This is a genomic window from Vibrio mexicanus (genome assembly GCF_001012815.1).
In the GTDB taxonomy this organism is placed as follows: domain Bacteria; phylum Pseudomonadota; class Gammaproteobacteria; order Enterobacterales; family Vibrionaceae; genus Vibrio; species Vibrio mexicanus.
Genome location: NZ_JYJP01000116.1, coordinates 105,104 through 118,169, shown reverse-complemented (window position 1 = coordinate 118,169; position 13,066 = coordinate 105,104). Strand labels below are relative to the sequence as shown.

12 protein-coding genes are annotated in these 13,066 nt (G+C 40.8%); 4 read left to right on the top strand and 8 right to left on the bottom strand.

The genetic code is table 11. The features are described from left to right. Nucleotides 1-99: 99 nt before the first annotated feature. From UA76_RS18530 to UA76_RS18515, 4 genes are all read left to right on the top strand, one after another. On the top strand, nt 100-345 hold the full coding sequence (locus UA76_RS18530) for a hypothetical protein (RefSeq protein ID WP_047049271.1): 246 nt from the start codon (nt 100-102) through the stop codon (nt 343-345). A gap of 83 nt (nt 346-428) precedes the next feature. Continuing rightward, nucleotides 429-1,109, top strand: coding sequence for a YjbF family lipoprotein (locus UA76_RS18525; protein ID WP_238322350.1), 681 nt, complete (start codon nt 429-431; stop codon nt 1,107-1,109). A 17-nt stretch (nt 1,110-1,126) separates the two neighbouring features. Further along, nucleotides 1,127-1,885 carry a capsule biosynthesis GfcC family protein gene (locus UA76_RS18520; RefSeq protein WP_047049265.1) on the top strand — a complete coding sequence of 253 codons (759 nt, stop codon included), beginning with the start codon at nt 1,127-1,129 and terminating at the stop codon, nt 1,883-1,885. Further along, nucleotides 1,885-4,134, top strand: a complete 2,250-nt coding sequence (locus UA76_RS18515; RefSeq protein ID WP_047049263.1) for a YjbH domain-containing protein — start codon at nt 1,885-1,887, stop codon at nt 4,132-4,134. The genes UA76_RS18520 and UA76_RS18515 overlap by 1 nt, the downstream gene beginning before the upstream one ends. 77 nt (nt 4,135-4,211) lie before the next feature. On the opposite strand, the gene UA76_RS18510 is transcribed toward UA76_RS18515, so the two are convergent. From UA76_RS18510 to UA76_RS18475, 8 genes are all read right to left on the bottom strand, one after another. Beyond that, nucleotides 4,212-5,201: a sulfotransferase family protein gene (locus UA76_RS18510; protein WP_157617679.1), complete on the bottom strand. Its 990-nt coding sequence runs from the start codon at nt 5,199-5,201 to the stop codon at nt 4,212-4,214. 15 nt (nt 5,202-5,216) lie between these two features. Further along, nucleotides 5,217-6,911, bottom strand: a complete 1,695-nt coding sequence (locus UA76_RS18505) for a glycosyltransferase family 2 protein (protein ID WP_084705551.1) — start codon at nt 6,909-6,911, stop codon at nt 5,217-5,219. Between the two features lie 143 nt (nt 6,912-7,054). Beyond that, on the bottom strand, nt 7,055-8,425 hold the full coding sequence (locus UA76_RS18500) for a hypothetical protein (protein ID WP_157617678.1): 1,371 nt from the start codon (nt 8,423-8,425) through the stop codon (nt 7,055-7,057). 338 nt (nt 8,426-8,763) lie between these two features. Next, entirely contained in the window at nt 8,764-9,066 is a 303-nt protein-coding gene (locus tag UA76_RS18495) for a hypothetical protein (protein ID WP_047049256.1), read from the bottom strand. Continuing rightward, complete coding sequence (locus UA76_RS18490) at nt 9,063-10,397, bottom strand: hypothetical protein (RefSeq protein WP_047049254.1); 1,335 nt, start codon at nt 10,395-10,397, stop codon at nt 9,063-9,065. The genes UA76_RS18495 and UA76_RS18490 overlap by 4 nt, the downstream gene beginning before the upstream one ends. Before the next feature lie 4 nt (nt 10,398-10,401). Further along, entirely contained in the window at nt 10,402-11,307 is a 906-nt protein-coding gene (locus tag UA76_RS18485; RefSeq protein ID WP_157617677.1) for a glycosyltransferase, read from the bottom strand. After that, entirely contained in the window at nt 11,268-12,212 is a 945-nt protein-coding gene (locus UA76_RS18480) for a glycosyltransferase family 2 protein (RefSeq protein ID WP_238322356.1), read from the bottom strand. Before UA76_RS18480 ends, UA76_RS18485 begins: the two co-directional genes overlap by 40 nt. Before the next feature lie 50 nt (nt 12,213-12,262). After that, nucleotides 12,263-12,670 (bottom strand): hypothetical protein, encoded by a 408-nt coding sequence (locus UA76_RS18475; RefSeq protein ID WP_157617676.1) that lies wholly within the window; start codon nt 12,668-12,670, stop codon nt 12,263-12,265. Between the last annotated feature and the right edge of the window lie 396 nt (nt 12,671-13,066).

Genomic DNA, 13,066 nt, shown 5'->3' with positions numbered 1-13,066 from the left:
CTTTTACATTTTCGTCTCAATTGAATAATATGGATTTGATGCCTTTTTTTCTGGGCATTAATACATCGATGTAATATGTAAATTTACAAGGAAACTTGAATGAAAAAACTTGCTCTAGCGATGGCTGTTGCACTTTGTGCTTCAACGTCTGCTTTCGCACAGGAAGAAGCTGCTGCTTCTTCTGGTGGTGGTGCTGGTGGCGCTGGCGCTGCTGGTGCTGCAGCTGGTGGCGCTGCTACTGCTGGTATCGTTGCTGGTGTAGTAGTTGTAGGAACAGTTGCTGCTGTTGCAGCTTCTGACAGCAACAGCTCTGGTACTGGTACTGGTACTGGTACTGGCAGCTAATCTACCTGCATGCTACTAATACAAAACACCCTTAGCATGCTAAGGGTGTTTTTTTAACCGTCTTGCCTTTTGCATGGAAGTTCATGATGTTAGCCGTATTCTCTTCTACAACCCGATTTTTCACCGCTTTACCCTTGTTACTGCTTTTCTCTCTCACAGGCTGCTCACAACAGTATCAAGATACCAATGCCACTATTAAAGCCTTTTGGGGTGAAAGTGACATTGAATTGAGTGCTGAAGAGGTTGAAAATGTTCCTTATGCTAGCTTATATGTGCGTATTAATGATGGGCCTCAAATCTTCATGGTCCTAGCTTTTGCAGAGCAAAACCCCAACACAGGCTCGACAAGGTTAAAATGGATCTCTAGTGATTACGCCATGCTCATTACTGAAAATGGGCGTATTGTAAAAACGCTCAACCTACCCTTCTCAAATCTGGTGAATATATCATCATCTCCCGAGTTTAAATCCGCCCCTCTAATAACAGAGTGGAATGCCACCTATGATTGGCAACCAAACCATCAGTTTAATCATCAAGCAAATGTTAAAACTGTTATTAGTGGAAATAAAGAAAGCTACCGGTCTCTTCTTTGGGAAGATGAATTAATCCTTATTGATGAAATTATCAGCTTTAATGAGTTAGACAAGATTATTAAAAACAGTTATTGGGTTGATAATAATAACCAAGTATTAAGAAGCAACCAGTGGCTCGTTCCTGAGCAATTACATGTTTCAATTGAAGTCCTAAAACCATTTAGTGGGTAATAGAAAGGAATATTTTTATGAAGGTTCGATACCTATTGAATGCTGTTTTCACAATAGGACTCTTTTACTCATCAGCTGCATTTTCACAAGTGGGTGCACTGAACGTTCAGATTCCAAGTGAAGGCATCACGCTCACCTACCCTAAAGAAGTTAGGTTAGAACAAGTATTAACCGATACTGCTGCTCACAGCAAAGTGAGTTCGCCGTTTGCCTACCCTATCGCCAATCAACTTTTTAACATTGATAAGCGTGAAGATATCACCGAACTAAAGTCTAGCGTGCTGAACCGATTGACAACATTACGTAGCAGCCACCCTAAGCTCCACCAGTCTATTTCTATGCTTGTTGAGCAAATTAAGCGTTGGGACATCGGTTATCGTGAACACCTAAACCTAGACTTTGATGCGATAAGACTGGATCCGAGTTTAAACCCAATGTTGGCTGGCAACTATGAGCTTCTTTTACCTAGTAGGAAAAGCTCTGTCTTAGTCGAAGGGTTAGTATTCAATCCTGCTACATTCTCGCTTAACAAGGCAACTTCTGTTTCAGAAGTAATCAATCAAGCAAACCGACTTTCCAGTTCAAGTAGCAGCTTTGCTTGGGTCATTTACCCAGATGGTTCAGCCCAAAAAGTCGGTTACGCATACTGGAATGACTCTAAAACGCTACTCGCTCCGGGCAGTTCAATTTTTATCGGTTTTGATAAGACTGGTAGCGATTTTAAGCAATTGGAACACGATATAGTAAAACTAATTAGTATGAGAAAGAATCTATAATGAAGTTAACTTATACAGCACTACTTGCTAGCTCTGCTGGCGTTCTATTTTCAACGTTAGCTTCTGCTCAGACTGATTATAACTGGAAAGTTTCACAAACTGATTTTGGCGGAACTGGCCTTATGCAAACGCCAACCGCTCGCATGGCGGAGCATGGCGAATTCAACGCTGGTGCCACTTGGAACCAGGACTATCACCATTACATGGCGTCCATCCAGTTGATGCCGTGGATGGAAGCGACCATACGGTACACTCGTGTTCCAGACTTCAATTTTAGCCCCAACCCAGAGTACAGCGGTGACAACCTGTATACGGATAAGGGTATTGACTTCAAAATACGCTTAATTGAAGAAAGTTATTGGTTGCCAGAGACCTCTTTTGGTATTCGAGACTTCGGTGGTACTGGCCTGTTTGATGCAGAATATATTGTCGCGACTAAACGGTATGGAAACGTCGATTTTACGCTAGGTATGGGCTGGGGTTACCTAGGCGAGAGCAATGATTTCACGAACCCATTTTGTAGCGTGAGCGACAAATATTGCGAACGACCAGCCGATTTTAAAGGCAAAGGTGGTAGCGTTGATTTTGAACGCTGGTTCAAAGGCCCTACGGCACTCTTTGGCGGCATCGAATATCAGACTCCCTACAAACCACTACGTATCAAGGTTGAATACGAAGGTAATGACTATACCGGAGACTTCACTACTCAGCCTATTTTTGGCGCCACGCCTAAGGATATGACACAACATACTCGCTGGAATATCGGTGCCAACTATCGCTTAGGCGATTGGGGCGATGCCAAAATAAGCTACCAACGAGGAAATACGCTCACTGTCGGGTTCAATCTCTATACCAACTTCGACAACCTAAAGACGTATTGGCGTGATGAACCACGCAAGCCCGTTCAGATGCAGCCGGCAGAATACTCTGGTGAACAAGGTCCTGGCTGGCGAATGGCATCGAATGACATTGAAAATAACGCCGGCTATTCACGTAATAGCATCACGCAAGAAGAGACGACGATTACCGTATCTGGTGAACAGACAAAATACCGTGACCGTAATGAAGCGTTAGATAGAACAGCTGCAATTCTGAATAATATCGCCGATGAATCCATTACGAAATTTAAGGTGATAGAGCAGCGTAATGGATTGGATGTCAAAGAAACAACCATAGATAGAGAAACGTACGTCAACGCGGCTAACTTTATGTCTACTGAGAGTCATGTAACGGATGCTTTCACTAGCACCGAGCCGCAAACGGAGCGCGGAAAAGAAGTGGCAAACTCTAAAGAGCGCTTTGATTACCACTTTGCTCCAACCCTACAGCAAAGTATTGGTGGTGTGGAGTCTTTCTATTTCTATCACTTGGGTATTAACGCTAATGCTAACGTTTGGCTAACCGACAAGCTAGAGTTGGGTGGCTCGATCTACTTCAACTTGTTCGATAACTATGACAAGTTCAATTATGGTGTCGATTCACCTGAAGATCCACACGTTCGAAACGAGGCAACTCCTCGTGTACGTACTATGATTCGAAGCTATGTGCACGATAACCCTGTCAGACTGAATCGCTTACAGCTCACTTGGTTCGAACAACCTTATGAAGCGATTTACACTCAAGCATACGGCGGTTATCTAGAAACTATGTTTGCCGGTGTGGGCGGTGAAGTTCTCTATCGACCAATGGATAGCAATTGGGCTTTAGGAGTGGACCTAAATTACATTAGCCAGCGTGACCCAGATTCTTGGTTTGGGGTGTTTAGTGAAGACTACTACTATTACGAAGGCGCAGACCCTAACTCGGATTCATGCATCAGTTCCCCAGCGTCATGCCGTGCTTACGTGCTTAACAAAGGCACAACGGGTCACCTGACAACTTACTATATGCCTGATTGGAGCTTCCTTGATAGCACCTTGTTTAAAGTAAGTGCGGGTAAGTTCTTAGGTGGTGATATCGGTGCACGTATTGATTTCTCGAAGCAGTTTAAGTCTGGTGTCACCGTCGGCGCTTATGCGACACTCACAGACCTAACCGCTGAGGAATATGGCGAAGGCAGCTATAACAAAGGCTTCTACATATCCGTACCGTTCGATCTAATGACCGTTAAACCAAGCACTAATCGTGCATATGTTAGTTGGGAGCCAATCACTCGTGATGGTGGTCAAATGCTACAAAGACAACATTACTTGTTCGAGAAAACAGATGTACGCTCGCAGTGGTATCAGAAACCTAGTAGTGTACAATAATCTTATTTTTGTGTTAAAAAACCCGCTTCAGCGGGTTTTTTATTATTAGTTTTATATACCCAACAGGGCATTCGAACTTAAACTGAATACTCCTGGCCAGTACTAACAACAATAAGTTTGATATTAGTTGGGCATTTAGTTAACCATTTCTTTAGAGAAACTCGGAAACCAACGTAGCGATGCCTTGGTAGTTGAAACTTGGCAAAAGGGCTATAAAAATCCTTAGCCTCTAACGTAGCAACGATATTGCCTTCCACTTCCAAATATAAAGATACCGTTTCATCACTATCTGCAAAATAAGCGCATCCATGAATAACTCCAGTATCCCCAACTCTGGCATGAATATGTGTCCATGATTTCCCTTCATGGCGCACAGATAGCCTTTGCTGATGAAGAGCTATGGCTTTGTTGTACAACTCACTATCGAGGCTATTTCTTTTTAGGATAAGACTGTGCTCCTCGTCAGTAATATCCGACTTATCTTTATGAGCATTCAGTCTTAGGTTTTTCTCAAGCTTATTAAGAGCTAAACCCACCCCTTCATTTATCTGATCAACGGAGTCGTTATAGCACTCGGTAATGCCTACATGGCCAAGTAAACTTAATGGTAAGCCAGCAAGGTATCTTGATTGGAGGTTACTCATTACGTCTCGATGATAAAAGCTTTCAAAATCTCCTTCATATCCAAGAAGGTTAACGTGATGGTTATAGTGAGAAATAACTTGTGCTATGGGCTCTCTTACAAAAGTAATAATTCTTCGAACATCATAGAGATCGCTATATTTTTGCATTGGCACATGTCCCGCCACCGAAAAAGGCTTATTGATAAAGCTATTTTTCAATGCAAATGCATCTTGATGTTCGTATCTGAGCTCTCGAATTAATTCATGAGTGAACTCAGACTCTACACCATAGTCACAGTGAATATCGCCTAACATCTCTATCGCGGCTCGTAGGCTTGTGCCAGCGGTTTTAGGGATATGAACAAAAAAGACAGGGCTACTTTCTAATGGAGAATATTGGATGGACTTATCTGGCATATGACTAACACTGCTATGTTCATTCATGATTTAATTGTCATTCTAAATAGTAAAATCTTCTCGCTCGATCGTGAGCCAAGGGCTATAAGCAGGATCTTGACAGTTATCTAAGTTCCAGGTTTTCTGCATGTAGTTAACTTCAGCCATAAAACGTGAAAAATGCTCAGGGGCGTGATCATCGCCTCTAGAAACTGATTCGTGGTGGTACATCTCTATAAAAGGTGACCAAACGTTCTGGTAGCCTGCAGCTTGAACTTTCAAGCAAAGGTCAACATCATTAAACGCAACAGATAAATTCGCTTCATTCAAGCCACCAACAGAGTTAAATACCGACTTTCTTATACCCAAACATGCAGCGGTCACTGCACCATAGTTTTGAGTCAATTTAAGTCGGTTCATATAGCCACTTTCTTCACGACCATAATGCTTATGACTATGGCCAGCACAACGCCCAAGGCCCAAAATTACGCCGGCATGTTGAATGGTATTATCTGGGTAATAGAGTTTTGCGCCGACACATCCAACTTCCTCTCTTTCTAATTGACGAACCATATCCTCCAACCAAGTCTCACTTATGACCTCGATATCATTGTTCATTAGTATTACATGCCGACCTTTTGCTTTGGTGACCGCGAAGTTGTTAATTGCTGAATAGTTAAATGGTTTTTCATAACGATAAAGGCGGATTCGGCCTCTATGCTGAAGTCGTTGAAAATACTGATTCGCGTCCAAGTCATAAGATTGATTATCGACCAATATAATTTCAAAGTTGGGGTACTCTGTTGTGGTGTAAATACTTTGAATACATTGCTCTACAAGGTCCTTTCTATCTTTAGTAGGAATTATTATCGATACTAAAGGGGGTGCATCGGGTAGTGGCCAACGCACCTTATATGTCTTGGGCAGCAACCCTAAGGTTGCATTCGCGCCATAGGTAGACAAGTACCGGTTAAGTGCCAACAAGTCATCGTCTGCAGTTTCACTGGCTAAACCTAGACCTTCTTTGATGAGTAGATGTTCTACGTGAGTAAACTGGGTATTATTTTCCTCAATAAGATAGAGCACTCTTTGATAGTGAGAATGGAAATTCAGCCAGTGCTCAAAGCTCATAAATTTATCTAAGGGATAGAAACACCCATGTCCCATATAATAATTTGAATACGCTAGCTCTTTGTTCCACTGAGGCTTGAAGGTAGGCACTAAGTCTGACGACAAATGGTCACAATAATACAAATTGACACCAAAGTTATCTTGCCTCAACAGCATACCAAGCGAGCATCTGTGGAGAGTGCTACCAGGAGTTAACTCACAAACATAATCGAAGAAACTCGTAATATAGTCTTTGTTAAAGACAATACGTTCATCGGCTCGCTCCCAATGTGAGGTTGACTTGCCTAGCACCAATAAACACCAGTTACGATCCTCTAACTCTATTAAAGAGTCGATGGTCTGACGCATCAAATAGCCAATATCGTCATCTTGAATGCCTTGAAGGTCAATAACAAACAGAAAACGTCCCCATTCTAGTCCGCTTGTTTCTACAAACTGATCTATCATCTGGTTCTGAATCGCGAGTATCTGCTCTACTGCACTTTCTTCTAAAGCTATATCTTCTAAAGTTATATTCATTACTTTCCGATACAAATGGGCCAAGATATGGTTTTCTCTCATTCTTCTGCGCAGTGGTTGAAGCCACTTCCATTGCAGTACGGCATAAATTAGTTTTCTAACCATCATCACTTCTTTGTTTTAGTAGTAACCCACGATCATTTCATCCCTGTTTCCGCATAGATTAGAGTTAGATGACATAACTGGCAGGCCATCAATAGTACATGAGTAAACTGAGTTGGAGCCATTAACCTCTTCTGCTAACAAATAACCTACAATAATAGCTCAAAGCCAGCCATAGACTCACAGGAACCACTGACGGAAACAAAGTCTACATCCGTTGTAGATATACAATGATAAACAGGAACCCTTGCTTTGACGGAGTCAGAGTTATCAAAGCTTACCGTTGATGTATTGTCACAATACAACTTAAACAGAAGTTCACTCTCATCAATGTTATCGATAGTTGCCAAACTGGGATTCTGAACAGCCCCGTTGTGTCCAACAATATCAATAAGGCATTCTTTGGTATTTTTGTTGCCACTGTGAATCAATGCTTGGTCGATTAAGCGAAAAGTCGAGAAAGTCGTCGCGACATTTGAGGTTATAACGTCTGGCGAAGAGTATTGAGGGTAAGGAAACCAAGCCGATAAAATCACCCTATCGACCTCGCCGCCTTGGTCCAGATACGCATTTAATCCATCTAGAATAAACTCTGAAAACGTCGATGAATCTGTATAGCCGCCTTCCCTGTCTGTAACCATCCAACCAAACTCTAAGCCTAAACTTTCAGTCACATACTCTTCAGCTTCACTAATCGATGAGTAACTCAACCCATTGATACCATTACGCAATACATTAATTGGTACATCTAAGTGAAGATAAGATAAATTTTGATTTAGAGTCGCTAGGTGATCCACCAAACCAGAATAGGCTGCCTGATACTCCGCTTTAGAGACCTTTGCTGGTAGAGCATCAATTACGCCATATTGGATATGTGGATACTGAGCGCTAATAGCCGTTATATAGCTTGATACATCCAAGTAACGCTGCTCTAAAGGGTATTCTATGATGCTACCCTGCTCATCGCGTAGTGGCTTTGAAAGTACACTCTGCAAGCTAATATATTTCACATCAAAGCCATATTCAGCGAGTTGTTCAATCATAGACAGAGAGCTTGCAAAACTTAGATCTTTATTGGATCCCTCAGCATGAGCCCAAATTGCGGCAGTTTCGTCAATGGCCAGAGATACATTATTTTGGTCAAATAGTGCAGCAAGCTCACGAGCCTGAGAGGGGTTGCCTGGGAAGTAACGTGTATAAACGGAAGAACGTAAATAGAATACGTCCATGATGTCCAAGGAGTCCGCCCAAGCATTCGGATCAGCAAGGCGAGTAAAAAAGTCCAACGGTACTTCCCCTGCTACTCCTAGGTTGTTGTCTTCGTACCAACGTTCTGCATAAGTACTAGCATCATCGAAACTAATTAATAGCTCACTTTCAATAGGTACATTTTCATTAGGTTCATTTTGCTCCTGTGTCGCCGTCTCTGTGTCGTCCGAGTCGCCGCCTCCACATGCCGAGACTAAGGCTGCTACTAACACACCGAAAAGACAAAGTCTAAGTCTGCGATTTCCTCTCATATCACCCCCTAACTAAATATCATAGTTTCAAATGAGAAAAGCGAATATGTTGAGAGTTACCTATCTATGGGTTAATCGTCACAAAGAGAAACCAGTTCGATGGTAAATAATAACAATTAACATATTGACTTCATCTAAAGGTGACATACTTTAATAAGATAATCTTTACGTAGACTAATAAGTTGATCCTCGTGCACAAATTACTGACACGTACAAATAAAACATCATAAAATATTGCAATATGGATCCTATTAAGGATGAGATATACTTCTTAAAACATAACCAAGTTATAATCCAATCATATAAAATATGAAGAGATATACGTTTTATCAATGAATCTATTTGATGTATATGTTTTCCATTACCCTTATATTATTTCCTGATATATAAATAGAAGCTAACCAGCTTTGACACTGTAAATCCAATGAGGAAATATCAATATCAAACCCTGAATACAATTTATAGCCTTTATCAGAAAGATCCTTCCTAGCAACATTCAGTGGTAAAGGAAAGCGCTGCCCATTGATCTCAACCTCAATACTAAGATCTAAGTTAGGGTAATTTTTATCTACTACCCAGCCAGAAAGCTTTGTACTTGATATATTGTCAATGAAACATGAAATCCAAGGTACTTTGATCAATCCCCACTTCGAAGTAAAGGCAATGTAGTTTGACTTTCTGAAACCGAAATTATATTCAGACTTTCAAAGTCAATCGCTCCTGGACTGTACACATCATACTGTTGTGAAAAACCACAATAGCCATTATTTTTTTGGCTTTTTTGGAGATCTGGCCTAAAGTTATCAGCAATTGACTCAACACGAGTGCCATTCGCTAGGTCAATTAGAACACTGGTATTCTCTAGATCGTGATTACAGCACCAACCATATATTTTTTTTCCATCGAATCTGTCGAAATACCCTTCAATATTGTCACGTTCTATTTTCATTGTTTTATTCGCTTGCTCTAATTTTTTAAACAATGATTGATAGATTTCGTGAAGGTCTGATTTTTCAGAGTAATCCAAACTTGCCAAGATATTACGACCAATATTACGCTGAATTAGTACGAACAGCTTTTTGGTATCGTCTAGCGATAGATTCATATCGAATAATCGTTTTATCGATCGAAGATTAAATCCGGTCTCCAAACTCTTAAAATATAAGTTTGCTGCTTCCTCTAGGTAGCCTTGCTGCTTTTTTCTACAAGCCAATATATACGCATTAACTGGATGACACGCTGCATGTTCAGGCAGACTTCCTTCTTCTGCGTCTAATTCATTGCGTATTAAATCACGATCTATCTCAGTAAGCTCGTATCGATGGAACCACTCTGAAAGGTCTCTGCGCTTCCCGTCTTTGAACTCACAGAACAACGTATCAAACTTAACTCTTTGAGATAGGGGGACTACTAGAGCATGAGCAGCCATCATATACAGTTCAGAAACAACATTGTTCGATTGCGAGAATATAGAGTAGGATGCAAGGTCATTAAATGTACTATCGCCATAAAAAATGAACTTTTTGGCCTTGCTACCTAAGACTGAAGGCGCTAGATCATTCCATATTTTTATGTGTGATGCTCTATTTTCATTGATAAATTCACTCGTCAATGGCGTGCTGGCTCCAAATGCCAGTATCATTTCTGCATTAAGAAGCGAACCATAGACTAGCGCTCCATAGCCTCCCATAGAGCATCCAAAAGTGTATACATTCCCTTCACTTCCTATCATGTTTTTTAGAAAATTAAGAGTTGTATTTAAACACTCTCCTACACCAGGAACTCCCTTATGGTAATAATCCTCCGGCCGACAATTAAGATATATCTTATTGACATTCAGAGAGGAAAATGACTTATAGTAATTAAACTTACCTTTTGTTGTATTGGCACCAGAGAAAAGCAAAATAAAATCTTGGCTATTATCAGTTAGCTCTACATGGCAGTAGTCGCTGATCGCGATTTTTTTATTCATTGTACTACCACCCACGCTTTTCGAGATAAAATTCATGCATATTTAGAACTGTACTTAGGTTTTTATGATCTAATATAAGACTAGAATCTAACCTTTCTGGAATAGCGCCCAAATCAAAACAAGCAACATGTAGATTATTCCTCATAGCTTCACTCAGTGTATAGCTGTATGTTTCAGGCCAGACACTAAACAATCCAGCAACATGACATTCGTGTTTAACTATGAGATCGTTTAGTTCTTCTCGATTATATTCCCCTGTTATTGTTACATTCGGTAAGTCGTTAAAGAAATCGTCATCTGATGTATAACCAATCACAGTAAACTTCACTGGAAGGTCAAACTTATATGCATGTTTTGCATATTTTTTCAGTACATTAATACCTTTGTGAGGCCCTATTGCACCAATAAATGTAATATTTAATATTTTTACATTTTCGAGTGATTTAGGCTGATAGTCAAAATCGGGCTCTGGATGATATTTGGCCTGAATATTATTTAGGTCTAAGTAACGAAGAATCCTATCTTTAGTATCATGGCTTGGCGTAAATACATTGGAAGCTCTTTGTAGTTTATCTTCATAAAACTCACGCCAAGACGTAATGCTTCCACCTAAATCTTCAAACTGCAATAAAGATGATTCGTGCACGCCATTTTTCTTAATACAGCGATTGCAAGCATTCAGACTAGGCTCACCGCAATACACTTCACTTTCGTCGACCAAGTTAGCTCTTGGGCAAACAGAGTAATAGTCATGCAATGTTACGTCATACGTGACACCTAGCTCTTTAGGTAAATCCCAAATTGACTTATCAAACTCAAGGGAGTGATGAATATGCATCTTGGAAACTTGCAACCTTTGTAAAGCCGCTATTAAAGATTCTCGCTCTTGAGGAAGGTGGTATTCAGCCACACTATTATCAATTTGACTCCTGAGTTCCCAGCAATTTTCTCTAGCGCACACCAGCATAAATACAGCACGCTGATCTTTGAGATGTAACTTAGATAAATCATCTGTAGCAACCCCGTCCCTCCCCCTATACTTAAACTAGCAAACAGGTATGATCCTTGATACTCATCAGTCAAGTTTTCCAGCTTAGATACTTCGCTTTCCATTAAGGAGAGAGCTATATTATTTCGGTGCAAACGAATAGGGTCTTCAGCAATAAACCGTTGGACGCTCAAGCTATAATCTGGGTAAATACCATTGAGTTTTTGTAAGTTTTTCGCAATGAAGGACTCCGAGTCCTCTGCAAACGATACGGATCCTAAGTGATGAACAAATGCATTAGTCGCCATCACATTGCGCCAACCCAATCTTGAAGCTCTTAATGAAAAGTCATTCTCTTCTGCGTAACCTTTACCCCATTTTTGGTCATCGAAAAGTCCAACTTCATCTAAAGCCTCTCTCTTAATGAACATTGCAAAACCATGGGCCGTCGGTAAGTCGACAATTCCTTCATTTTGTGAAACAACCGCCGCCAACTCCTCTAGCGTAGCGCTTGACGGCAACTCATTGTCTGCACAAAACCTAGGATAGCTACAGATCGTGGCATTATTGGAGAATGGCGTAACCGTCCCAATAGACGAATCAGAAGCTGCAGTTTCTAAGATTCGATCGAGCCAGTAGGATGTGACAACTGTGTCTGAGTTCAGTAATAGAACATCGTTCTTATTCGATATTCTCATACCTTTATTTACTGTTTGTACAAAGCCCAAGTTTGATTTGTTTTCAATCAATGTAAAAGGTAGAACTTGAGATAATTCCCTCAACCTAACGGTTAATTCTGGTTCTGGGCTACAGTCATTAATAACAATCGCATTAAAGTCGACATTTGTAGTGACGTTAAAGACACTTCGAATGCAGTTTAACGTTTCATCGACCCTTTATAAACTGGGATAACAATATCGACTGTAGAGCTTTTCGTGGATATTGATGGCAGAAACGTCGCTTTGCTTACCGGTGTTTCCCCTAAACGCAGCTCATCAATTAATCCAGGCAACACTTCTCTGTTCAACCAAGCAAGTCCTAAGTCATCAGCCTTATCTAAGTCTTTTTTAAGTATCCTCTGTAACATCAACAAGCTGTTAATTTGAGCGGTATGAGTCTGAATGACCAGTGATGGAAGAGCGTCTATATCCGTTCCATGCAATTTTATTGATACTTGTTGAGTTTTTGTCAGATCGATAAAACCAGATAGATCACATTGAAAACCACATTTTGATACAGACATACCTGCATCTTTGAGATCCTGCCGAGAAATATCCGCAACCACACTGCAAACTTTCTGACAATCGATATAGATGTCCAACTTCAAGTTCACCAAGGGTAGGATTCATCATAAACCCAACCCGACAGAAGGCTCTGTTCAACGCTATCTACATATCCCTTTAACTTTGGCTCCTTGACTACAATCGGGCTACCAACTAGCTCGATATCTTCGGTACCAACCGTAAAGCTAGTAACGCTTTGTGCTCGTAATTGGTTTACGTCTAGTGACTCTTCAAAGCCTGATAGCCCTGTTTCGCAAACGCCATTGCTAACGAGGTCTCTTCGGAATGCATTATGATTTAAAGACTTAAGCTCTTTGCCTTCAATCGTGATTTTTGGTCCTTGTGCATTTTCAGGAAAGACATACCATCCGAAGAGTGAATTACCATCCCAATAATCG